This window comes from Nocardioides sp. Soil796, assembly GCF_001429525.1.
GTDB lineage: Bacteria > Actinomycetota > Actinomycetes > Propionibacteriales > Nocardioidaceae > Nocardioides.
The window spans coordinates 83,930-107,009 of record NZ_LMSQ01000015.1 but is presented as its reverse complement, the minus strand read 5'-3'; the positions used below and the strand labels follow the sequence as shown (position 1 = coordinate 107,009).

Annotated in this window: 21 protein-coding genes and 2 pseudogenes; 7 read left to right on the top strand and 16 right to left on the bottom strand. The window is 65.3% G+C overall.

Annotated features, from left to right (window positions below; translation table 11 throughout):
• Positions 1-27 precede the first annotated feature (27 nt).
• Positions 28-348: a transposase gene (locus ASH02_RS06065; RefSeq protein WP_056675162.1), complete on the bottom strand. Its 321-nt coding sequence runs from the start codon at positions 346-348 to the stop codon at positions 28-30.
• A gap of 210 nt (positions 349-558) precedes the next feature.
• Between ASH02_RS06065 and ASH02_RS06060 the strand changes: the two are divergent.
• Positions 559-1,206, top strand: a pseudogene (locus ASH02_RS06060) (IS630 family transposase); the annotation flags it as partial.
• Here ASH02_RS06060 and ASH02_RS25985 read toward each other — a convergent pair.
• The 3 genes and pseudogenes from ASH02_RS25985 to ASH02_RS06045 all read right to left on the bottom strand — a co-directional run.
• Positions 1,206-1,400 (bottom strand): annotated as a pseudogene (locus ASH02_RS25985) (IS3-like element ISPfr13 family transposase); the annotation flags it as partial. The pseudogenes ASH02_RS06060 and ASH02_RS25985 overlap by 1 nt on opposite strands.
• A 408-nt stretch (positions 1,401-1,808) precedes the next feature.
• Entirely contained in the window at positions 1,809-2,300 is a 492-nt protein-coding gene (locus ASH02_RS06050) for a luciferase domain-containing protein (protein WP_056675168.1), read from the bottom strand.
• 26 nt (positions 2,301-2,326) lie between these two features.
• Positions 2,327-2,746, bottom strand: a complete 420-nt coding sequence (locus tag ASH02_RS06045; RefSeq protein ID WP_056675171.1) for a DoxX family protein — start codon at positions 2,744-2,746, stop codon at positions 2,327-2,329.
• A 99-nt stretch (positions 2,747-2,845) separates the two neighbouring features.
• On the opposite strand from ASH02_RS06045, the gene ASH02_RS06040 reads away from it, so the two are divergent.
• On the top strand, positions 2,846-3,193 hold the full coding sequence (locus tag ASH02_RS06040) for a winged helix-turn-helix transcriptional regulator (RefSeq protein ID WP_200951053.1): 348 nt from the start codon (positions 2,846-2,848) through the stop codon (positions 3,191-3,193).
• Between the two features lie 1,240 nt (positions 3,194-4,433).
• Here the strand turns inward: ASH02_RS06040 and ASH02_RS06035 are convergent.
• A complete protein-coding gene (locus tag ASH02_RS06035) occupies positions 4,434-5,792 on the bottom strand; it encodes a phenylacetate--CoA ligase family protein (RefSeq protein WP_056675175.1) in 1,359 nt (452 codons plus the stop codon).
• Positions 5,793-5,861: 69 nt separating this feature from the next.
• On the opposite strand from ASH02_RS06035, the gene ASH02_RS06030 reads away from it, so the two are divergent.
• On the top strand, positions 5,862-7,253 hold the full coding sequence (locus ASH02_RS06030; protein WP_200951054.1) for an MFS transporter: 1,392 nt from the start codon (positions 5,862-5,864) through the stop codon (positions 7,251-7,253).
• 73 nt (positions 7,254-7,326) lie between these two features.
• Here the strand turns inward: ASH02_RS06030 and paaI are convergent, their stop codons facing one another.
• Positions 7,327-7,731, bottom strand: coding sequence for a hydroxyphenylacetyl-CoA thioesterase PaaI (gene paaI / locus ASH02_RS06025; RefSeq protein WP_056675179.1), 405 nt, complete (start codon positions 7,729-7,731; stop codon positions 7,327-7,329).
• A complete protein-coding gene (locus ASH02_RS06020) occupies positions 7,728-8,567 on the bottom strand; it encodes a LuxR C-terminal-related transcriptional regulator (protein WP_056675181.1) in 840 nt (279 codons plus the stop codon). The genes paaI and ASH02_RS06020 overlap by 4 nt, the downstream gene beginning before the upstream one ends.
• 108 nt (positions 8,568-8,675) lie before the next feature.
• Between ASH02_RS06020 and ASH02_RS06015 the strand changes: the two genes are divergently transcribed.
• On the top strand, positions 8,676-9,026 hold the full coding sequence (locus ASH02_RS06015) for a response regulator transcription factor (protein ID WP_056675184.1): 351 nt from the start codon (positions 8,676-8,678) through the stop codon (positions 9,024-9,026).
• 13 nt (positions 9,027-9,039) lie between these two features.
• Here ASH02_RS06015 and ASH02_RS25545 read toward each other — a convergent pair whose 3' ends face one another.
• Entirely contained in the window at positions 9,040-9,624 is a 585-nt protein-coding gene (locus ASH02_RS25545) for a TetR/AcrR family transcriptional regulator (protein WP_162250902.1), read from the bottom strand.
• 111 nt (positions 9,625-9,735) lie between these two features.
• Here ASH02_RS25545 and ASH02_RS06005 point away from each other — a divergent pair, with 111 nt between their 5' ends.
• From ASH02_RS06005 to meaB, 3 genes are read left to right on the top strand one after another with little or no spacing between them, the layout of a single operon-like run.
• Positions 9,736-10,257: a cobalamin B12-binding domain-containing protein gene (locus ASH02_RS06005; RefSeq protein ID WP_082563439.1), complete on the top strand. Its 522-nt coding sequence runs from the start codon at positions 9,736-9,738 to the stop codon at positions 10,255-10,257.
• The gene (locus tag ASH02_RS06000) at positions 10,254-11,915 is read left to right on the top strand and encodes an acyl-CoA mutase large subunit family protein (protein ID WP_056675194.1); all 1,662 of its coding nucleotides are present in this window, start codon (positions 10,254-10,256) and stop codon (positions 11,913-11,915) included. The genes ASH02_RS06005 and ASH02_RS06000 overlap by 4 nt, the downstream gene beginning before the upstream one ends.
• Positions 11,912-12,802: a methylmalonyl Co-A mutase-associated GTPase MeaB gene (gene meaB, locus ASH02_RS05995; RefSeq protein ID WP_082563440.1), complete on the top strand. Its 891-nt coding sequence runs from the start codon at positions 11,912-11,914 to the stop codon at positions 12,800-12,802. Before ASH02_RS06000 ends, meaB begins: the two co-directional genes overlap by 4 nt.
• 15 nt (positions 12,803-12,817) lie before the next feature.
• On the opposite strand, the gene ASH02_RS05990 is transcribed toward meaB, so the two are convergent.
• The 8 genes from ASH02_RS05990 to ASH02_RS05955 all read right to left on the bottom strand — a co-directional run bounded on the left by ASH02_RS05990 (position 12,818) and on the right by ASH02_RS05955 (position 22,909).
• Positions 12,818-13,759: an amidohydrolase family protein gene (locus ASH02_RS05990; RefSeq protein ID WP_235532470.1), complete on the bottom strand. Its 942-nt coding sequence runs from the start codon at positions 13,757-13,759 to the stop codon at positions 12,818-12,820.
• 985 nt (positions 13,760-14,744) lie between these two features.
• A complete protein-coding gene (locus ASH02_RS05985; protein ID WP_156393466.1) occupies positions 14,745-16,724 on the bottom strand; it encodes an AMP-binding protein in 1,980 nt (659 codons plus the stop codon).
• A 76-nt stretch (positions 16,725-16,800) separates the two neighbouring features.
• Positions 16,801-18,003 (bottom strand): ABC transporter substrate-binding protein, encoded by a 1,203-nt coding sequence (locus tag ASH02_RS05980; RefSeq protein ID WP_056675196.1) that lies wholly within the window; start codon positions 18,001-18,003, stop codon positions 16,801-16,803.
• An 81-nt stretch (positions 18,004-18,084) separates the two neighbouring features.
• On the bottom strand, positions 18,085-19,125 hold the full coding sequence (locus ASH02_RS05975) for a branched-chain amino acid ABC transporter permease (protein ID WP_056675198.1): 1,041 nt from the start codon (positions 19,123-19,125) through the stop codon (positions 18,085-18,087).
• 1 nt (position 19,126) lies between these two features.
• Positions 19,127-20,005 carry a branched-chain amino acid ABC transporter permease gene (locus ASH02_RS05970; RefSeq protein WP_056675202.1) on the bottom strand — a complete coding sequence of 293 codons (879 nt, stop codon included), beginning with the start codon at positions 20,003-20,005 and terminating at the stop codon, positions 19,127-19,129.
• A complete protein-coding gene (locus tag ASH02_RS05965) occupies positions 20,002-20,820 on the bottom strand; it encodes an ABC transporter ATP-binding protein (RefSeq protein WP_056675205.1) in 819 nt (272 codons plus the stop codon). Before ASH02_RS05965 ends, ASH02_RS05970 begins: the two co-directional genes overlap by 4 nt.
• Positions 20,817-21,662 (bottom strand): ABC transporter ATP-binding protein, encoded by an 846-nt coding sequence (locus ASH02_RS05960; RefSeq protein ID WP_200951055.1) that lies wholly within the window; start codon positions 21,660-21,662, stop codon positions 20,817-20,819. Before ASH02_RS05960 ends, ASH02_RS05965 begins: the two co-directional genes overlap by 4 nt.
• The gene (locus ASH02_RS05955) at positions 21,659-22,909 is read right to left on the bottom strand and encodes a phenylacetate--CoA ligase family protein (RefSeq protein ID WP_156393467.1); all 1,251 of its coding nucleotides are present in this window, start codon (positions 22,907-22,909) and stop codon (positions 21,659-21,661) included. Before ASH02_RS05955 ends, ASH02_RS05960 begins: the two co-directional genes overlap by 4 nt.
• Between the last annotated feature and the right edge of the window lie 171 nt (positions 22,910-23,080).

The following is a 23,080-nucleotide window of genomic DNA, read 5'->3' as shown; positions in this document are numbered from 1 at the left end:
CGTGGCGATGAGCCTCGATGTAGGCAACTACCTGTTCGTGGGGCGGTCGAGCTCCGCCGCGAAGAAAGCCGAAGCCGTCCTCAGAATGTGGTTGGTCCGACGCAACTCGCGATTCTCCCGCTCGAGCTCGGCCAACCGATGCCCGTCGCTGGTCGTGGTGCCGGGCCGGACACCACCGTCGGCCTCGGCCTGCCGGACCCAGTTGCGCAACGTCTCGGGGTGCATGCCGAGTTGCTCGGCCACACGATTGATCGCACCGACCTTGGTCTCGGGATCTTGCCGGAGCTCGACGGCCATCCTCGTGGCCCGCTCACGCAGCTCGTCGGGGTCCTTCCTGGGTGCTGCCATGACTCTCATCCTCCATGGATTGAGAGAGCCTCCATCAGACCCAGGGCTATTCACCCCCGACCTTGAAGACGGGTTGTGCAGTGCAGCGGGTGCCGCTAGGCAGCTGGGTTTGACTACTCAAGACCCAGGTGATGACCGAACGCCGTCGGTCGCCAACCGAGCACCGCAAGCACGGCGCGTCACTCCGCAACTGGCCTATCCCGGGGACTGCTGTCGAAGGACCCGCAGTTCGTCGACAAGGTCAAGGACGTCGTCGGGCTCTACCTCGCCCCACCTGAACGGGCCGTGGTGCTGTGCGTCGATGAGAAGTCCCAGATCCAGGCGCTGGACCGGACCGCACCGATCTTGCCGATGTTGCCGGGGACCCCGCAGCGCGCCACCCATGACTACACCCGCCACGGCACCTCCAGCCTCTACGCCGCACTCGACATCACCACCGGCAAGGTCATCGGCCAGCTGCACGCCCGGCACCGGGCGATCGAGTTCAAGAAGTTCCTGACCACGATCGACAAGGAGGTTCCCGACGACCTCGCAGTGCACCTGGTGATGGACAACGTCTCGACCCACAAGACCCCCGTGATCCAGCGCTGGCTGGTCGCCCATCCGCGCTTCGTGGTGCACTTCACCCCGACTTCGAGCTCGTGGCTCAACCTGGTCGAGCGCTGGTTCTCCGAGCTGACCACCAAGAAGCTCCAGCGCGGCGCGCACACGAGCGTCCGCGCCCTCAACAACGACATCCGCGGCTGGATCAAGACCTGGAACGAGAACCCCAGGCCCTACGTCTGGACCAAGACGGCCGACCAGATCCTCGACTCCATAGCCCGCTACTGCACGCGAATCAACGACTCAGGACACTAGGCGATGTCACGCACCGCGTTGACGACGTGGCGTCACTCACGGTCCGCACCGCGACGACTCGGCCTGCTCGCTTCCAGCTGCGGTAGGTCCGCGGCGATCTGGCAGCCCTGCTCGCGCAGGGCCCGGCAGATCGACTCGACCGCGTGGCCCTGGCTTCTCATCGTGTCAATGAAGCCCATGATCAGCGGTTGCGGGTTCTTGATGTGAGGCACTACAGGTCCCAGTCCGCGCGGATCAGGCGCGATGCCGCCGCGCGTACACCCGAGGCGTTGTTCTACAAGATGACGAAGTCGTCGTGCTGCTCAACTGTGAAGTCGGTCCAGCGTTGCACCCCGGGCTGGTCGCCCAGGTTTGGCGGCTGCGCCGAGAGCATCTCACCGCCGCGCGCGCATGAGCTCGATGGTCCGTTCGGCGAGTTCCGCCTTCGGGTCGCAGTCCGCGGTCTTGGCGTCAGCGGCCGAAGGTGCCGCACCCTCGTCGTCCCATGTCGCCCAACGTGCCGGTGTTTGAGGGCCAGATTGCCCTCGAGTCTTCCTGCGATGAGGTCCAGCTGTTGGAGTGGCGTGGTTCCTAACAGCGCGACCTGAGAGCCGGCGTTGCCGTCAGTGCCCGCGCTCGTTCCCGGTGGTGATCGGAGGTTCTGCACCGATTGCGTAGGCGTAGGATGCCCGTACGAGGCCAGCGGCGATGTCCGCCTCGTATGCATCGCGTGGGGCGTAGACCATGACCGCCCCCGGCGAGATGATCCCGAGGCGGGCGATCGGGTGCTGCTCGGCCCAGCCAGCCTCGATCGCAGCCTCGGCGGTCGGAGGCGGCAGGACCAGGTGTAGGGATTGATCGGGGGATGGGTGGAGGTGGGCGAACTCGGTGCCGATCATGAACGCATCCGGTGGCCCTTGGGCCGGGCCTTGAGGCAGGGTGAGCGCCTGCGCACCGGGGACGGAGATCATCGAGCCCGCCCAGACCACCCCCGGCAGGGTGCCGATCTGCCCGATCAGGCGCTCCCGTGGTTGGTCATCGCGGGGCTGCTGGTCGAGCTGGGTGTGTGGGTTCGTCGGGGTCGTCGAGGGCCGCGGGCCAGGGCGCTGGGGCATGGGAACAGGGACAGGGACGGCTTTGCTCATGACAGGGTGAATAGCGGTCCGACGAGGACGAGGCCGAGATCGTCACCGAGGTAGGCGAAGGCCGCGAACATCACGAGTGCCGCACCGGCCAGCGAGAGGTCTTTGAGGAACTGGGTCTGTTCCATGACCTTGGCTCCGGGGTCGGTCTCGGCCCAGAAGCCGTGCATGATGAAGGCGGTGGGTAGCAGGAAGGCCGCGAGCAACAGGGCCCCGACGTCGGGCCAGATCCCCAGGGCCACCATGAGTGCGCCGGCCAGGAGCTGCAGGCCGGTCAGGACGACCATGACGGGCGCGGCGGGCACTCCCTTACCGGCGGCGTATCCGGCCATCATCTCCCTCTGTGCGAGGTGTCCGTAGCCTGATCCGAGGAAGAGTAGGGCGAAGAGCACCCTCCCGATGAGTACCAGAACATCCACGCTTCCTCCTACGATCGATACTTACTATGAGTAAGTGGTTGAGTTATAGCAGTAGCCTGACCGCAGGTCAATCAAGCTTGATGCAGAGGTGGGGTCGAGGTGGCGGACGGGCTGATCGGTCCGGTGGACAATGACTGCGGACGCTACTGCCCTCAGTTCCACCAGACGGTGGAACTGCTGGGCCGGCGTTGGAACGGTGTCATCCTCCACGCGCTGATGACCCACGCTGAGCGCTTCGGTGAGATCCACGCCGCGATCCCTGGAATTTCCGACCGCCTGCTGACCGAGCGGCTGCGAGAGCTGGAACGCGAAGGACTCCTCTCGCGGATCTGCCCAGGCACCTCAAGTGCCCCGCGATACCTGCTGACGCCCAAGGGAAGGGCGCTGGGACCGGTCATCGACGCGATATCGGCCTGGGCGGCGGACTGGAACCCGGTTGCTGAGTGAAGGGCATCCCGGTGACCGCATATCGACGATGCGGGTCCGACGGCCCGCATTCATCGTGGCCACTGCCCTGCTGGGTTGCGCGTCGTGCCGGCGGCAAGAGTGACCACGGCTGCATCGTCGGGACGCCTCGCCGTGACATGTGGTAGAACGCCGGACGTCGCGAAACCAGGGCTCGACTGTCCCGTGGTGTCGGTGGGAATCCTCGTCCAGAATGAAGAAGGCGGCCCCTGCTCAAACGAGCGCATCAGACTGGCCGTCGGTGCTTGTGCTGTTCAGTGTGCCCCTCTTGGGTGCTGCGCTTCGAGTAGTGGGGATGGTCGAGGTCGACCGAACGGCCGACCGTGACGCCATCGGACAAAGTGGCTGCGCGGGGACTGCCGGTCTGGTCTTTCCTGAGGCCCTACGTACCGAGATGTGGACGGCGGGGGAGTGGCTTGAAGGATGCTCCATCGGTGACGACACGTCGGAGCGCTTGAACACATAACTGCAGGTCAACATGCAGTGGTTTTTGTCACTGCGGTCAACATCGGCAGTCACACCACAGCAGGCTCCTATGCACCTAAGGAACACTGGCAGATCGCAGCGATCACTTCGAGCAAACTTTTTGCGGCGTTGTAGTTCACGGCGACTGCGCACCCTCGAGGGCTGCTTCACGGAGGGCACACGGCCTGATGATCGTGCAGCTGACCCGCGAGCGTTGTCGCACGTCAGCGTGCAGTGGGTTTGTGAATCGCGGTCAATGGGAGGTACGCCGAGTGCTCGAACCCAAACGGTGGGGCACACCAAGATTGGTTGGACCGGCTCGGAGGAGCCATTCGACGTTGCAGTCTCCTTTTGCAACCTTGGCGGGGGAGAACATTGGAGACACAAAGCGGTTCCTATTCACCTATGTCGGGCAAGGGTTCGGAGCGATCAAGTCGAGGCGAGGAATCCCAATCGCCTCGTTTTGATCGCTGCGGCACCCCTTTGCGGGGCGGGTTGCCATGACGCGCGAGCCGGCTCGGTTGAGTGGCCCAACTTGGCCCGTCACCTGAGAGTGCAACAGACTCGCCGGAGCGATCAACCTCGTTAAGAATTTTGGTGGGGACGGACAGATCGCCGACTATTCGCGGCATACCAACCTGACAGGCGCGTCGAACGACACGCCCGAGGCTCCGGGTCGACCAGAAGCCCTCAGCGCCGCCGATCATCCTGGCTAGGCCGCACCTGCCTCAGACACCCTTGCGCACGGGCCTCAATATCATCGGGCCACCATTGCGGGGCGTCGGTCATCGACGCGCTTGGCCTTCGACATGGACCGCTCGAGTGTCTCCGGCTTCAGGACCTCGACTGCGAAGCTGATGTTCGTGTCGTTTTTCAACCGCGCCTGGACCGCCTCCGTGAGTTCGCGCTTGAAGGCATCGAGGTCGCTGGGTTCGAGAGTGGGGTCGTACTCGACGCGCACTGTTGCCCGGTCCATCGTGTCTGGACGGTCGAGGACGATCACGAACTCGACGCCTGTTCCGGGCACGGTGAGCAGGGAGCGCTGTACCTGGCTCGGGTAGACGTTCGCGCCGCGGATGATGAGCATGTCGTCGAGGCGTCCGTAGACACCGTTGGGCAGTCGGGGATAGGTCCGTCCGCACGGGCATGGTTCATAGGTCATGTGGGACTCGTCGCCGGACGCGAACCGGATCATCGGCTGGGACTCGCGGTGAAGATGCGTGTAGACCACGCCGCCGCTGGTTCCCTCCGGGGCACCGACGTGCGTGTCGGCCTTGTCCACGATCTCGGTCCACACCTGATCCTGCAGAACATGTACGCCGCGACCCTCCTGGCACTCGGCGTTGGTCGCGAAAGGCGTCATCTCAGAGGTCGTGGCAAGGTCCCGTACCGTCATGCCCCAGCCCTTTTCGAGCACCTCTCGGGTGCCCGGGATGGCGGCTCCTGGTTCGCCGATGAAAATGCCCAGGCGCAGCGGGGACGCTGCCGTGTCATAGCCCAGCGAGCGGGCACGCTCCAGCATGTGCAAGGCGTACGTCGGCGTACAGATCAACACCGTGGAGCCGACCCGGTACATCAGCTCGAGCTGACGCTCCGTTTCGCCGGCGCCGATCGGAAACGTGGTGGCCCCGATCCGCTCGCAGCCGAGCAGCGAGCCCCAACCGCCGATGAACATGCCGAACACGGTGGAGAGCTGCACCTTGTCGTCGGGGCGGATCCCCGCGGTGTAGAAGCCCTGCGCCATCACGTCGGCGACGTGCTCCCAGTCTCTGTGTGAGATGCCGTAGAGCGTGGGTGCGCCGGTGGTTCCGGACGAGCCGTGGATGCGGGCGATCTTCGACTCGAGTACGCCGAGATAGCTCCCGAACGGCGGGTTCGCGGCCTGGTCGGCGCGCAACATGGACTTGGTGATGACCGGGACCAGCCTGGTGAAATCCTCAAGAGTGTGGACCTGGTCGGGGTGGAATCCATGCGCGTCGTAGTGCTCGCGATAGAACGGCACTTCGTCGTACACCCGGTGCAGCTGGGCCTGCAGCAGGGCGAGCACCTCGTCCTCCCGTGCGGCCCGCGTACGGGTTTCCTTCGGCTCGTCCCAATAGGCGCGATGGGGGGTCATCTGAGACCACCTTTCTCCTCGAATATGGCCACAGCATGCGCCGGCTCGGCGTGAGGGGCTACCCCCGAAATGGGCCTCATTTCGGGGGTAGCGAGTGAGCCACCTCACCACGAACACTGCACCGCTATGTCCACAACCAAGAATGCCGAGCCATCCGCTCCGGCCCGTCCGGTGTCCATGCGTCGCATCGCCATGGCCAGCTGTGTCGGAACAACCATCGAGTTCTACGACTTCTTCATCTACGGCACAGCGGCCGCGCTGGTCTTCCCGACCGTGTTCTTCCCATCGCTCGGGGCAACCGCCGGCACGGTTGCGTCTTTCGCGACGTTCGCCGTCGCCTTCGTGGCCCGGCCGGTCGGGGCGGTTGTCTTCGGCCACTTCGGTGACCGGATCGGCCGTAAGCGCACGTTGGTGTCCACGCTGCTAACGATGGGTGTCGCCACAGCGCTGATCGGCGTCCTGCCGAGCTCGTCGACCATCGGGATCCTGGCACCGATCGCGCTCGTCATGCTCCGGCTCGCCCAGGGCTTCGCCGTCGGCGGGGAATGGGCCGGTGCGACGCTGCTGACCGCCGAATACGCCCCCGAAGGGCGGCGCGGTCGGTACGGCGTGTTCCCCCAGCTTGGCCCCAGCATTGCCTTCGGTCTGTCGAGCGGCACGTTCCTGATCACGGGTCTCCTGCTGGGCGACACCGATGGCGCGTTCCTCAGTTACGGCTGGCGGATTCCGTTCCTGTTGTCGATCCTCCTGGTGGGTCTGGGCCTGTGGGTGCGCCTCTCGATCGAGGAGACCCCGGCGTTCCGCGAGTCGCAGGCAAAACTGGACACCAGCCGCCACTCGCCGTTCCGCGAGGCCGTTCGCGCCCAGCCGCGGGAGATTCTCCTGGTAGCCGGCTCGCTTGCCATGTTGTTCGCCTTCTTCTACATGGGCACGGCCTACCTCACGGCGTACGGGACGAACCCCGACGGGGCCGCGCTGAGCCGGCCCACGGTACTCACCATCGGGCTCGGGGCGTCCGTGGTCTTCGGCCTCGCCACCGCCGCCTCGGGCATCCTCTCGGACCGCTTCGGGCGACGCCGCGTGATCGTGACGGCATGTGTGTTCGGTATCGCCTGGGGTCTGGCGCTCTTCCCGATCCTTGACACCGAATCGCCGCTGGCCTTTGCGCTCGGCGTCACGGTGTCGCTCGTGGTGTTCGCGGTCTCCTACGGACCGGCCGCCGCGTTCTTGCCCGAGCTGTTCGAGACCCGTTACCGCTACACCGCGGCGGGCTTCAGCTATGGGCTGGCCGCGGTCCTGGGCGGAGCGATCCCTCCGTTGCTGGCGCCCGGCCTGGCTGCGGAGTACGGCAGTCGCTCGATCGGAGTGATGCTCGCCGTGATCAGCGCGATGTCCCTGGTGTGCACGCTGATGCTGGTGGAGACGCGTGGTCGAGGTCTGCGTCAGGACTCGGCTGGCTGAGTCACCGGAATGACGTCAGCCCGGGACTTCGCAGTTCGTCTGCGGAGGCCCGGGTTCTTCCGTCCCCGTGGCTCTAGCGAGAGCGGCTGTGGGCGCGGAAGAGGGCGATGAGGGTGCCGTCGGCGCGGGTGACCGTGACGTCGAAGACTCCGTTGCGGCCGAAGCTGGCCTGCTCGTGGGCGGTTGCTCGCAACACGTCGCCGAGGTGCGCGGGTGCGACGAAGACGATGTCAGCCTTTGCGGCGACCGCCGGGCCATCGCTGTTGCAGGCGCAGGAGAACACGGTGTCGGCGAAGAGGAAGATCTGGCCGCCGTGGCAGGTTCCGTGCCCGTTGAGCATCGCCTCAGTCACCACCATCTCCCCGTCGGCCGCACGGTTCCCGAAGCTGGTGATCACGATGCCGTCGCGGCGCGCGGTCGCGTCGGCGGCGAACATCGTCGCTGCGCCGGGGGCAGGCGGAAGGGTCGAGGTGCTCATGGCAGGACTCCTGAGGATCGGGCCGCGGACACGGCGGCGTGACGGCTGCGGACACCGAACGCCCGGCGTAGTCCCCGGACCGCGGTGCGAACGGCGACGACGTCGAGCCCGAGGTCCTCGGCGATGTCGAGGTCGCTGCAACCTGCTGCGGCGAGCGCCAGGACCTCGCGCTCGCGTGAGGACAGCAGCGGCGGGCGTGCGGGTTCCAAGTCTCCGCGCATGACTGCCAGAAGCCTGACACAGGTGCGGCGGGCCTCGTCGTGGACCAGTGGGGCCGCCTCCCCGCTGAGGTCGGACAGCATCCCCTCGACCGTGGTGCACCACTGGACCCGGCCCGGACCCTGCGCAACCCGTGCGGAAACCGAGTCTGCCACCGGTGCGGACGCGGCCTGCTCGAGGCTGTAACCGAGTTGGTGACTCAGGGCGACCAGTTCATTGATGGCACGGTCGCCGATCGCGACGGGCGCACGGACCCCGCCATAGAGGACGGCCGATATGTCGCCGTGCACACGCACCGGTACGGCGACCATGCTGCGGAGCCCTTCGCGAGCCACCGCGGCGTCGTACTCGTGGGATATCGCGAGTGCGCTGGCGTAGTCGCGGACCGACACCGGGCGTCCGATGGTCACGGCCTTGCCGCCGAGCCCGACGTCAGGGGGAAGCGCGAGACCCTTCAGAGCCTCGCAGCGATTGCCGCGCAGGCGGCTGATGCGCAGCGCTCCCGACCGGACCCTGCCGGCGAACACAACCGGCAGGCCAGAAGTCGTCAGCGCCGCCGAGAGCGCCCGCTCAAGGGCGTCGCTCGCGTTCGAGCTCGTCTTCAGGACACTGGGCATTCCGCCACCTCGTTTCTGAGCGATAATCCGGCGCATAAAACGCGAGCGCTCGCTCGCATGTTATCCTTGCGAGGGACCGGCGGCAAGTGGGAAGACGAGGACTGCTCAATGAGGAGCCATGAACAGTTGACGGGCCGCGAGACCGAGGCCATCCGCGTCGCCTTCGCCGAGCTTCGCGCCCTCGCCGCCAGCGCCGATGGCATTGCCGAGCAGCAGGTGCTGCGCGACTGCTGCCGGCGCCTGATTGCCTCGCCTGCCGAGAGTGACCTGCTCTCCGAGCGGGAGGTCGACGTACTGGCGCACGTCGCAACCGGACTGCAGAACGGCGAGATTGCGGCGGCCCTGGGCGTCTCTGCAGAGACGGTCAAGAGCTACTTGCGCTCCGCCTTGGCCAAGCTCGGCGCGCACAGCCGCCTCCAATCGGTCGAGGTTGCGCGCCAGGCCGGCCTGCTTCCCTGAGCCTTCCCGAGCCTCAGACGGACAGTCGTGCCATCACCAGAGCGGTCTGTTCGTCGATGAGGTTGTCGACGGCGATGCGGTCTCGCAACGCCCATCCCTTCAGGGCGGGCAGGTGGCCGAGAAACACGATGTCCTGCGCGAGGACCTGCGTGTCGACGTCAGCGAAGGCGCCGCGTCGGATGCCTGCAGACAGAAGATCCGCGAAGACACCGACGATTCCGAGCTCCCGTTCCTGATAGCGGCGGTGCGCCTCCTCGGGGAGGTGGCGGTACTCGCGATACATCAGCAGGATCTGCTTGCGGTTGCGCACGCATTCACGCAGATAGGTGTCGATCATCAGGCGAAGCTTCGCGGGCAGCTCGTGACGATTGTCGGTGGCGATCTCAGCAAGAGTCTCGCGCAATCCGCCGTAGATCGTCTCGCAGGCCATCACGAGCAGGTCGGGCTTGGAGCGGATGTAGCGGTAGAGGCCACCGACGCTCATCTGGAGATCCTCGGCCAGCTCGTTGACCGAGACCCGGTCGAAACCGCGCTCCATGATGTGTCGGGTCGCCACCTCCTGCACCCGGGCCAATCGCTCCTCACGTGGGGGCTTCATCGGCAGGACACCCCGTCGCGTCGGGCGTCTGAGGGGCATGCGTACGGCGCTCGGGGGCAGGTCACGGGCCCGAGCATATAGCCGCCGGGCGCGTCGTGACCAGCGCCATCCATGGGCGGCCTTGACGACGCCGACCGTTCCCACGCATACTCGGAATGCGAGCGAGTGCTCGCACGCATATTGACCAAACGAAAGGCGGCACCGGTGGACACACCCATCAGGGTCCTGATCACGAAGATCGGACTGGACGGCCATGACCGCGGGAGTCGGATCATCGCCGCATACCTTCGTGACGCGGGGCATGAAGTCGTCTACACCCCGCCCTGGCAGACGATCAGCGGGGTCGTGCGCCTGGCGCTCCAGGAGGACGTCGAGGTGATCGGGGTCTCGTCCCTGGCCACCGACCATCTGATCGTGCCCGACCTGTTGCGCGAGCTCGCCGAAGCCGGGCTCGATGACGTTGCCGTCGTGGTCGGAGGCATCGTGCCCGACAGCGAGCACGCGATGCTGACCGACGCCGGAGTCGGCCGGATCTTCGGCCCGGGCTCCTCGCGTGACGAGATCGTCGATGCGGTCAACCAATTGGGTGCAGCCGTGCGGGATCGCCGCTCCAGAGCGGAGGTGCCGGCATGACCGCCGTGACCCCCAGCGCCGCCCGGGAACGCTGGGCCGCTGACTACGCCAAGCAGGCCGACCTGGACCGCGTCGTACGCAACCGCTCCGGCATCGTGGTGGAACCGCTCTACACGCCCGACGACTGGGCGGGCGAGCGCTATCAGGCCGACCTCGGCTTCCCCGGCCAGGAGCCGTTCACGCGCGGGATCTATCCGTCGATGTATCGCGGCCGGACGTGGACCCAGCGCCAGCTCATCGGGCTCGGCACGCCGGCCGACTACAACGCGCGGGTCCGCCAGATCCTCGACCTAGGGGCCAGCGCGATCAGCCTCCTGCCGTGCAACTCCGGCTTCCGTGGTCTCGATTGCGACGAGGTCCCGGCGCCGTTGCTGGGCACGTGCGGCACCGTCATCAACAACGTCGACCACATGGACAGGGCCTTGGACGGCGTCCCGCTCGGCTCGATCTCCACGGCGATGAACGACCCGACACCCTTCACCCTGCTGGCGTTCGTGCTTGCGACGGCCCACCGTCGCGGCGTTGCCTTCGACCAGATCACGGGGACGTCGAACCAGTCTGACTACATTTCGCACTTCGTTGCGAACCACATGTTCTACCGACTCTCCCAGCCGGGATCGCGCCGGGTCCTGGTCGACCACGTGGCCTACTGCCGTGAGCGAGTGCCCGGATGGAACCCCGTCTCGGTCGTCGGCCAACACATGCAGCAGGCCGGAGCGACCCCCGCCGAGACCATGGCGTTCACCCTGGCCACCGCCATCCAGTACGCCGAGGACTGCATGGCCCGTGGATTGCACCCCGACGCCATCCTGCCCCGCTTCACCTTCTTCTTCGACGTGTCGATCTCGTTCTTCGAAGAGGTCGCCAAGTTCCGGGCCGGCCGCCGAATCTGGGCCCGGATCACTCGTGACCGGCTGGGCGCGAAGGACCCGCGTTCGTGGCGGTTCAAGTTCCACGGCCAGACGTCGGGCGTTGACTTGACCGCCCAGCAGCCGTTGAACAACGTTGCCCGAGTGGCGACCCAGGCCATTGCCGGCATCTTCTCTGGACTGCAATCGATGCACACGGACGCCTACGACGAGGCGATCACCTGCCCCACCGAGGAGTCGGCGCGCATCGCCGTGGCTACGCAGAACATCCTGCGTGAAGAAGCACACTTGTGCGACGTCATCGACCCCCTCGGCGGCTCATATTACGTCGAACACCTCACGGACCAGATGGAGGAGGAGATCCTGCGCGTCATGGCGGTGATCGAGGAGGCCGGGGGGATGTACGCCGCCGTGGGCTCGGGTCTCGTGCAGGGCATGATCGGGCGCTCCGCACTCGCCGCACAGGAGCGGATCGATGCCGGCGTCGACCGGGTCATCGGGGTCAATTGCTACGAGTCGGAGGACGACAACGAGGAGCAGCCGCCGCCCTATCGGCCAGATCGGGAGTCGATGGAAGCCCACGTGGCGGCGTTCCGCGACTTCAAGCGGTCCCGCAGCGAGTCGGAGGTCCGTCGCGGCATCGACGGGCTGCGAGCTGCGGCCGAGGACGAGAGCAAGAACGTCTTCGCGAGTGTGGTGGATGCCGCGACCGCGGGCGTGACCCATGGTGAGATCGTGGCGACCCTGCGCGACGAACTCGGGTTCGGCAACCCGCTGATCGTGGCATGAGCACGCTGGCTGCCGCCGTCGCCGCTGGCCACGAGGGAAACCTGGCCAGGGCACTGACGGTGCTCGAGAAGGGTGGCGTCGACGCAATCGCACTGCGTCGTACCCTGCTCGAGCACACGGGCCGGGCGATGGTGGTCGGTGTGACCGGCCCGCCCGGTGCCGGCAAGTCCTCACTGATCGGAGCATTGATCGGTGCATTGCGCAACGAAGGCAAGCGGGTGGCAGTCCTGGCTGTCGACCCATCGAGCCCGCTCTCAGGTGGAGCGGTCCTCGGGGACCGGACCCGGATGGGCGAGCACACCCTCGACCCCGGGGTCTTCATCAGGTCGGTCAGTTCGCGGGGCCAGTCGGGAGGCCTGTCCCGGGCCGTTCCGGCCCTCATCGATGCGCTCGACGCGGCGGGCTGGGATGTCGTCCTGCTCGAGACCGTCGGCAGCGGCCAGTCCGACGTGGACATCGCGGAGTACGCCGATGTGGCGGTCCTCGTGTCCGTTCCCGGCCTCGGAGACGACGTACAGGCGATCAAGGCCGGCATGCTCGAGGTCGCTGACATCCTCGTCGTCAACAAGTCGGATCTGCCGGGTGCGGCACGGACGGCGCGTCAACTCGAGCAGATGCTGTCACTGCGATCGTCCGACAGCGTCCACCCACCCGTCATCCGCACCAGCGTGCCTGATGCCTCCGGCATCGATTCCCTGGTCAGCGAGTTGGGCCGGACGGCACGAGCTGGCGGCCGGTTGCGACGGTTGCGCAAGGAGATCGTCCGCGAAGCCGAATCGGCGTTCGCACTGCGTTTGAGCAAGGACCTCGTCGACCGTGCCTGCAGGTCCGTGCTCGACGAAGGCCGGGAGATCAGCGTGGTCGCGCTCGAACTCGCCGCTCGTTGAGGTCCGCGCGCCTGTTCAGCTGTCGAGGCGGAGCAGGCGCGCGGGTGCGTCATGCAGGACCGAGCGCAGGAACGGGTCGCCGAGCCGGTCGTCGGCAGCGGCCCAGCCGGCGATCGCGCTGAGCTGCTCGCAATACGCGTACGGCAACTGCGGGAAGTCCGAGCCGAGCACGATCCGGTCCGCGACATCGACCAACCGCGCCGACCAGTCGGTCGGCAGCGGCGCATGGGACTCCGTGAACGCCGTGCCGACCATGGTCGTGTCCAGATGGACCCGCTCGTAGGCGGTGGCCAGCTTCAGCGCTTGGTCATAGTCCGGCATTCCCGCGTGGGCAAGGACGACCGTGAGGTCCGGATGGTCGTGGAGCACCTCGCCGAACACGTCGAGGCCGGTGTGTGCGCCGCGCAGTGGGCCGTGGCCACAATGCGTAACTACAGGAAGCCCGCTCGCCGCGAGCATCTCCCAGACCGGCTGCAGCACGGGCTCGCGTGGGTCGAAGGCCCCCACCTGGACGTGCACCTTCACGGCACGCGCGCCGGCAGCGACGGCTTCCGACAGATAGTCGAGGACGTCGTGCTCGGGAAACACCGTCGCCGTCACGACCGCCTCCGGCGTGCCCGCCGCGAACTCCCGAACCCACTCGTTGAGCCATCGGGCCATCCCCGGCTTGTGGGGATAGACGAGGGGCGCGAACGCACGCACACCGATCCGCCTCAGGAAGTCCGCGCGTTCCGCTTGCTCCCACCGGTACCGAATCGGCCACCGCAGACCGTAGTTGGCCTCGGCGTCGTCGAAATAGGACCAGACCTTGCGCATGACCTGGTCCGGCAGGAAGTGGACGTGGAGATCCACCAGCCCGGGCAGGCCAAGCTTAGCAAGGAAGCGCGGGATGTCGTCGTCGTCGATCGGTGGCTGGGTCGCGGCCTGTGGGCGAGGAACGGATGAGTGACTGGTCACCGCTCCACTCTGGCAGCGCTGGCGCATACCGCCACCCCCGAATTAGTGCGAAGAGATGAAAACTGGGTTTCTGGCCAGCGGGCGACGCTATGCCAGCGCTCAGGACGAACTTGTAGCCTCCGTCTTTGAGGTTCGTAATGTGTGGGCGACAGGTGGCCCGATTCTTGGGATGCCCTGCTGGTGTTCTTGGTAGATCGCGGCGCTGGCTAACGCCACGGCGTCGCGAAAACCTACGCCACTCAGTGGGACGTCACCCGACCTACGGGTTGTGTGGGGGAGTCGGGCCTTCACGCAGCATCTCCGGCAGGTGCACGCGTAGCATCTCGTGGTCTGCCCAGGCGATCTGTCGGATCGTCAAGGGCACCGGCGATTCCTGCTCAACCCCACCTCGACTGACGCCCATTGAGTTCTGGCGAGTGAGTTAATGGTGCAACAGGTAAAGCGCGGGGTCGATGTGAGCGCCTCCGACTTGGTTGGCGACCTTTTCGACGAGGACCGAGCGACTGAACTCATTGCGGCATCCCGGATCACTGTTCGATTTCCCAGTCGCGCCGCGCGGCTTCGTTAGCCGCCGTGAGAGGGCGTGCACCTGTACCTGCCACGGAATCGGTGGCGCGATTCCGAAATCATTGAGCCGTGGGCTCCAACCGCCGTGGCTCCATGGCCCCATGTTTCCGAACTTCACGAGCTTGTGATCTGGCAGCGCATTCGCTTCAATACATCACCGCCAAGTGGAGTCCAGCAGAGTGGTGTACGACGAACCTGAGTGAGCGCGTGCCTCCAACGTAGGCGCGGCCACCGGGTAAATCCTTCGAGTGAACCTTCCAAAGCACTCTCGAATGGAGAACCACGATGACCGCCGCTGTGCCCAGTATCGACCCTGCCCGCTTCCTGAACGAGCGCCACGAGGCTGCAGCAAAGCTGTCGTCTCAACCCCCAGCCCTGAGAATCAGGCACAGGAAACCACGCCCGGTTAGCCGATGGTTCACGCACGTCCGCACATTGGCGGTGTTGCGTCAATGTCGATAGCGGTGAGCAGTTGCAGCCGGACCGTGGATTCAGCCACCTCCTCGCCCGAGTAGCGCACCTCGGTCCGCAACTCGCAGCGGTCTTCACCGCCATAGAGGGCATCAATCAGGTCGCGATAGCGCTCCTCGACGAAGCCGCGCCGAATTTTCCTCGTCCTGGTGAGTTCGTCGTCGTCAGCGTCCAACTCCTTGTGCAACAGGACGAAGCGATGGATCCGGGTCCGGTCGGGTACGTCGACGTTGACCCTGCGTACCTCGCTCAGGATCAGGCTGACAACTTCCGGCTTCTGGGTGAGGTCGGTGTAGGTCGTGTAACCCACGTGGTTTCGTTCCGCCCAGTGGCCCACGTTCGCGGCATCGATGCTGATCAGCGCGGAGACGAAGTCCCGCTCACGGCCGAAGATGACCACGTCACGGATGTACTGGCTGAACTTGAGTCGATTCTCGAGGAACTGGGGAGAGAACTGAGTTTCGTCAGCGAGGCACATCAGGTCCTTGACTCGATCGATCACGGTCAACTGGTTCGCAGGGTCGATGAAGCCCGCGTCACCAGTGCGCAACTGTCGCTGGGGCGTCAACGCAGCGGCCGTCGCCTCGGGGTCGCGGTAATAGCCGGCGAAGACGAAGTCGCCGCCAATGAAGATCTCGCCGCTGTCAGCGATCGTGACGTCGACGCCCGGCAGTGGCTCTCCCACCGTGTCCGAGCGCGCTCGTCCATCGCGGTGGACGACTGCGATGCCAGCGCACTCCGTCTGGCCGTAGACCTGCTTCAGGTTCACACCCAACGCTTGGAAGAAGTCGAACACCTCCGGCCCCATTGCCGCACCGCCGGTATAGGCCCTGCGCAGGCGCGTCAGGCCCATCGAGTTCTTCACCGATCGGAGCATCGTGTGCTCGGCAAGGAGTCGGGCCAGCCACAGCATCGGCGGCACCTGTTTGCCAGCGGTACGCCGCGCAAGTGCGCGGTGGGCGATCCGCATCGCCCAGTGTGCGGTGACCCGTTTGAGCCAGGGAGCCTCCTCGACACCGACTTGATAGGTGGACAGGTTGTTCTCCCAGACCCGGGGCGGGGCGAACATTGCCCGGGGTCCGATCTCACGCAGGTCGTTGCTGACTGTCTCAGGCTCCTCGGGGAAGTTCACCACCAGGGGCACCAGCAGAGCGGTCGCCATCGTCATCATTTGCTCTCCGATCCACCCCATGGGGAGAAAGGAGAGGAAGTCGTCACCCGGCTTCAAGGGGTCGACGTCGTTGAGGCCCGTGGCCATGCTCATCAGATTGCCGTAGGTGAGCATCGTTCCCTTGGGTGCACCGGTGGTCCCGGAGGTGTAGAAGATTCCGGCCACGTCCTTGCCGTCTGCACTGGCGACGGTCCGGGCGAACCGTTCGGCACCTTCGAGGCCCTGCAGGCGACCGCGTTCCTTGACCTCCTCCATGCTCACCAGTCGTGGGTCGTCGTAGCTGTGCAGCCCCTTGGAGTCGTAGTAGACGATGTGCTTAACCGATGGAACTCCATCACCCAGACCGAGGAGTTTGTCGACCTGCTCCTGATCCTGCAGGATCGCGATCTCGGGCTCTGCATGGTTGATGATGTGGCGGAACTCCTCACCCAAGGAGTCCTGATAGAGGCCAACGGACCATCCCTTCATGGCCTGTACGGCGAGGGCGGCGTAGGCCCATTCGGGGCGGTTGTCACCGACGATGGCGACTCGGTGTCCGGCCTCGAGGCCCAACTCGGTCAGCCCGAGTGCCAAGTCCCGGACGTGGTCCCGGTAGTCGGCCCAGCTGATCTGTTCCCAGAGCCCGAAGCGCTTCCACCGCAGCGCGGTTCGCCGGTCGTAACGTTCGGCGTTCTCGACCAGCAGCTGCGGCATCGTCTGGCAGGATCCGAGCGTTGAGTGGTCCGCGAGCACCGGATCGGCGGCCATGACCTTCATGTGAGTCCTCCTCTGTCAGGGTTGAGGGGGCGCTGGTGGTCGTCACCGGCGCCCCCACACGGCGCATCAAGAAATGTCAGTCCAGCGATTTCGGTGCTGTTGGCTCGGTCATCTTGACGAAGGCGCCGTCCTTGTACTCGAGGATCGAGGCGGAGTCACCGGGGAATGGTTGTTCGCGGCTCAAGGAGATCGGCGAATACAAGCCCTGAGTGTCCAGATCCTTGATCTGGTACCAAGCGTCCACCACCCCTTCAGGAGTGAGGTTGTCCGCCTCCGCTGCCTTCTTCAGTCCCTCGGCGTAGATGATCGCGTTGACGTAGCCGTAGATGAAGTAGGTCCCCACCTCGTGATCGGGCGCGTACTTCTTGGCCCGCTCGAGCATCTGCTTCACACCCGGTACGTCGTCGGTCGGAGCGGCCCAGCTGGTTGGCCCGATGAACCCCTCGAAGTCCTCCGAATCACCTAGTGCGATGGTGGATGGTTGCACGGACGCTGCCACCAAGGAGCCGATCTTGACGTCCCATCCGAGGTCAGCGATCTTGGACATGATCGCGGCCGGTTCCACCTGTACGCCCGAGGTGAGGACCCACTCGACGTTCTTTCGACGGAGTGAAGCGACCTGGGCGGTGAAGTCGGTCGACCCGCGCTCGTAGCCTTCGGTGACCAGTTCGATCCCGTAGTGTTCGGCGGCCTTCTCGGCGCCGGAGAGGCCGTCGCGACCGAAGTCGTCGTCCTGGTAGATGACGCCGATCTTCTCGGGGTGGTAGTTCTCCTCGATGTAGTCGATCGTGATCGCGGCCTCCCACGAGTAGGGGATGCCGTTGATCAGGACGTAGTCGTTCTGCGGCTCGTAGAACGCCTTGGCCTGGGAGATCATGATGTGCGGGCGTTTGTTGGCGATGATCTGGGGTGCCACTGAGACGCAACTCGGTGTGCCGAAGCACATGCCGCCGAAGATGTTGTCCTGCTTCACGAACCGCTGCCAGTTGGACAACGCGCGGGTCGGGTCGTAGCCGTGGTCGCGGCTGATCACCTCGACCTTGCGGCCGTCCACCCCACCGTTGTCATTGAGCCAGTCGAAGTAGACCTCGAAGCCTTTGGTGGCATCGATGCCCGTGCTGGCTGCCGGGCCGGACAGGTCCGCGTTCACTCCGAGGACGATCTTTTCATCGGTGACGCCGGGGACATCGCCGGATCCAGCGGCGCCACTGCAGGCACTGAGCGCCAAGATGGGCGCGGCCAGAGCGGCCACGATCTGCAAGAATTTGTTCTGCTTCATAGGTCTCGTCTTTCTCCAGTTCGTCCGATCACCCGAGCGGTCAGGCGTGCCACAGAGGGCTGTTCGTGGTCCTTGTCCCGGTCAGTCGGGAACCTGTCGATACGGCCAAGCTCGGAAGTAGTTCTTGGTGTCTCGCCACCTCCCCACGAATCCGTCCGGCTCGCGCACCAGAACGACGACGATGATGAATCCGAAGAGAGCGATCCTGAAGTCTTCGAAGTTTTCGTCGAGGAAGGTGAACCTGCCTTCGAGAGTTCCGCGGATGAGTTCGGGGAGGAAGGTCAGGAAGAGCGCACCTACGATCGATCCGAGCACGGAACCGAGGCCGCCGATGATGATCATCGCGATGAACTCGACACTGAGCAGGAGGTTGAAGTGGGCTGGGTTGATGAATCCGATCAGGCTGGCGTAGAAGCCACCGGCGAGCCCCGCAATGGCTGAGGACAGCGCGAACGCGAGGATCTTGTAATGCGTCAGATTGACACCCATGATCGCGGCGGCGATGTCCCGGTCCCGGATGGCAGCGAACGCCCGGCCGGTCCCCCTGCGGATCAGGTTCTTTACCCCCATGGCGATCAGCGCCAGCACGATCACCAGTAGGAAGTACCACTGCTCGCTGGTGGTGATGATCAGTGGACCGATTGACGGTATCGGCACCAGGAGCCCATTGTCCCGACCGAGCAGGTCGCTGCGGCGGATCACGAAATCGACGACGAAAGCGAAGCCCATCGTCACCAGGGCCAGGTACAGCCCCTTGAGTCGCAGAGCAGGGAGTGCGGCGACCGTGCCGAAGAGCGCGGCAGCGCCGGCGCCGGTCAGCACCGCGAGCAGAAACGGAAACGACCAGTGCACCGAGACCAGGGCCGTGGTGTAGGCGCCGATAGCCATGAAGGCGGCGTGACCCAGCGAAACCAGACCGGTGTTCCCGATCAACAGATTGAGTCCGATCGCCGCGATCGCCGCGATCAACGCCTGGTTGACCAGGTAGATCTGGAACGGCGAGACCACCAGCGGCACGGCGAGTACTGCGACGCCGAGCACGATCATCCAGAACCGTGAGAACTTGCTGTCGTAGAGAGCGGCATCCTTGAGGTAGGAAACCTTGTAGTAGGCAGTGCGCATGTCAGACCCTCTCGATGTCCTTGGAGCCGAATAGGCCGAAGGGGCGGACGAGCAGGACCACGATCAGGAGGATCCACGCCATCAACTCCCGGTAGGCTCCGCCCAGGTAGCCGCCGAACAGTGTCTCGGCGACGCCGAGGATCGCGCCGCCCACGACAGCGCCCCCGGTGGCGTCGAGTCCGCCGAGGACAGCAGCTGGGAATGCCCTCAGCGCCGTGTCGCCCACGTGGATGAACAGGAAGCCGAGCATTCCGAGGATGACCCCGGCGAGCGTGCCGACGACACCGGCCAGCCCCCAGGCGAGGGCGGAGATCCGGTTGACGTTGATGCCCATCATCTGCGCGACGTCCTGATTGCTCGCCGTGGCTCGCATCGCGATCCCCCATCGGGTGCGTTGGAAGAACACGAAGAACGCCAGGAACGTGAGCATGGTCATGGTGAGCGTCGCTATGTTCTCCGCCGACAGGGTGACGTCCACTCCGGGCAGGCGGACGGACTCACCGGAGAACGGGAACGTGATCCGCTGCTCGGAGTGACCGAAGGCCATGCCCGCTATCCCGCGCATGAGCCAGGCGAGCCCGATCGTGACGATGATGATCGAGAAGACGGGTTGCCCGAGCATCGGGCGTAGGACCAGCCGCTCGATGACGAACCCAAGGAAGAAGGACGCCACCAGGGTGACTCCGAGAGCGACGAAGAACGGCCAGCCGTGCGTGCTGCTCAGCGTGAAGGTGACGAATGCGCCGATCATCATCATGTCGCCCTGGGCGAAGTTCAGCACTCGGGTGGCCTTGTAGACCACAACGAATCCAAGTGCGATTAGGGCATAGACCGAGCCGATGGCCAGACCGGAGATCGTGAGCTGGAGAAAGAAGCTCATTCCGGGTCACCGCCTTTGCCCAGGTAGACGCGGAGGACTTCGGGGTGCTGGGCAATCTCCCGCGGTGGCCCTTCGGCCACCTTTCGTCCGAAATCGATGACCACCACTCGATCGGAGATGTCGACGACGACTCCCATGTGGTGCTCGATCAGCACCACGGTGGTGCCCAACTGCTCCTTGACGTCGAGGATGTAGCGGACCATGTCCTCGGTCTCTTCCTGGTTCATGCCACCGACCGGCTCGTCGAGCAGCAGCACCGCCGGCTCCATGGCCAGGGCCCTCGCGAGCTCAACACGCTTTTGCAGGCCGTACGAGAGCTGCCCAACCGGCATCTGTCGATATTTCTCGATCTCGACGAAGTCGATGATCTCCTCGGCCACGCGTCGGTGCTCCAGTTCCTTGCGCAGTTGGCGTGGAGCGAAGTAGAGCGCATCGGCCCACCATTTGGGCCGCAGCGCGTGGTGCCGGCCGAGCATCACGTTCTCCAGGACTGTCAGGTGGCTGAACAGCTCGATGTTCTGGAAGACCCGGCCAATGCCGCGGCCGGCGATCTGGTGCGGCTTGAGCCTGGTGAGGTCCTGGCCGTCGAGGTAGATCCCTCCCTGCTGTGGCCGGTAGAAGCCGGAGATGCAGTTGAGGAGCGAGCTCTTTCCTGCCCCGTTCGGACCGATGATCGAGAGCAGTTCGCCCGGCTTCACATCGAAGCTCACGCCGTCCAGGGCATGGACTCCGCCGAATCGCAGGGAGACGTCGCGAATTTCGAGTCCCTTCTGCTCTACGGCGCGGGTGCGATCTGTGAACTGTGTTGTCGTCATGACATCCACCGCTTCCGCCGGCGATAGTGTTTGATCGCGGCATAGTTCGTCGAGGACCCCTCGGAGGCCCCCAGGTAGAACTCCTTGATGTCCTGGTTCTCGGCGATTTCGCTCGATCTCCCATCCAGCACGATCCGGCCGTTTTCGAGCACGTAGCAGTAGTCGGACAGGTCGAGGGCGATCTGCGCGTTCTGCTCGACGAGCAGCACGGTGACCCGCTCCTGGCGGCTGACTTCGGTCACGATGCGGGTGATCTCGTCGACCATCACCGGAGCCAGGCCGAGAGAGGGTTCATCCAGGATCAGCAGGCGCGGGTCCAGCATCAGCCCCCGCCCGAGGGCGAGCATCTGCTGCTCACCACCGGAGAGGTAGCCCGCCTTGCCCTTCCACAGGGTGGTGAGCTTGGGGAAGTACTCCTGCACCATCTCCAGCCGTGACTCGACCTTGCGTCGGTCGGTTAGTGTGAACGCCGCGGCGCGGAGGTTCTCCTCGACGGTGAGGTCGCGAAAGACCTGCCGGCCCTCGGGAACATGGCAGATGCCACGTCGCACGATCTTGTCGGCTGCAAGATCGGTGATCGGGTCCCCGTCCAAGCAGATTGTTCCGTCGGTGACCTCGCCGTCCTGGGAGGTGAGCACGCTCGAGATCGCCCGAAGGATGGTCGTCTTGCCTGCACCGTTGGCCCCGAGCAGGGCGCACACGGTGCCTTCCTGCACCTCCATCGAGACGCCGCGGACGGCGAGCACGACCTGGTTGTAGGTGACCTCGAGGTTCTTCAGCTCCAGCAGGGGAGTGCGGACGGTGGCAGGAGCGGCGGTCGCGCCCACTTCGGTTTGGCTCATTTGGCGCTGCCCACCGAGGCGATGTTCCGACGGGCGTCGCCCCGGAGGTCGTCGACGGTTGGCCCCTCGTCGATGGCAGGGACCAGTTCGACGTCGTTGAACGACAAGAGGGTTCCTTCCTTCAGGCTGCGCTTGACTGCCGCGATGTCGACATCGGTGGTGGTCGCGGCGACCTTCAGTGCGATCTGGTCGACCCCGTTGCTCTCGCGCAGGGTGATCCGGTATTGCCGGGGATCCAGGCCCTCGAAGCCGGCGAGGATGAACGCCACCTGGGAGGGGTAGAGCTTCACGCCCTTGACCTTGGTCATGTTGTCCGTGCGTCCGAAGACTCCTCGAGGCAGCACGGTGGTCGCGCCGCACTCGCACTCGGTGGCCTCGACCACAGCCAGGTCCCCGGTGCGATAGCGCAGCAACGGCATCCCTTGCTTGTTGCGGTGAGTCACCACGAGTTCGCCCGCGGTGCCATGGGGCACCGGGTCCAGGGTCTCGGAGTCGATCACCTCGACGACGCAGAAGTCCTCACGCAGGTGCATCCCGGTCTCGGCCCGGCACTCGGCGGCAACGGGGAAGCACTCGGAGACACCGTACGTGTCGACGGCACTCAGCAGCTCGCCGTCAAAGGCGTCCTTGAGTGCCTCCCGTCGACCCTCGATCGCCGTGAAGGGCTCCCCGGTCAGCACCATGCGGCGGATACCTCGCAGCCCGGCCTCGCCGAGCCGCTGGGCGAAACTGGGGTTGCTCATCAGCACCGTGGGGTGGCCCCGGCGGGCCAGGTTGAGTTGTTGCTCGGTGGGCACCGCACCTGCTTGCAAAGAGCACGCCCCCAACTCGGCGAAGCCTTCGTCGAACAGTCGGGCGGCCACCAGAACGTGATAGGCGAGGGTGACCTGGACGACGTCGTCCGCCGTGATCCCGGCAGCCCGAGCGACTGCGGCCAGGGCACGAGCACTCGCGGCCAGGTCCGATGGCGTGTGGAACTCCGGGAGGAGCCCGAGGCGGGCGCTCGGGGTGAAGTTCATCCGCACCACGCCGGGCACCCGGAAGCCGCCCCAAGCGGTGTCGTTCTCGAAGCAGTCCTCGAAGTCGGCACGGCTGAGCAAGGGCAGCTCCTGGAACTGCTCCCATGTCTCGACATGCGTCAGGTCGATCCCCGCAGTGAGCGCCCTCTGGGCGTAGAACGGCAGGTTTGAAATCCTGCGGAGCTGCCCGCGGATTTCGGCGTCCAAACGGCCTTCGTGCTGACTCATGAGTCCTTCCCATTCCTCGTGCCGATCGACCAGTTATTCGCCCAACCGACTCATTGGTTGGGGATGTTACGTGCGTCACAAGATGGGTGTCAAGGGTCAACTTCGGGAGCTGTCGACGACCCCGACACGGAGTTGATGGGGTGCCCTTTTTGCAAAGTGGCATGACTGAAA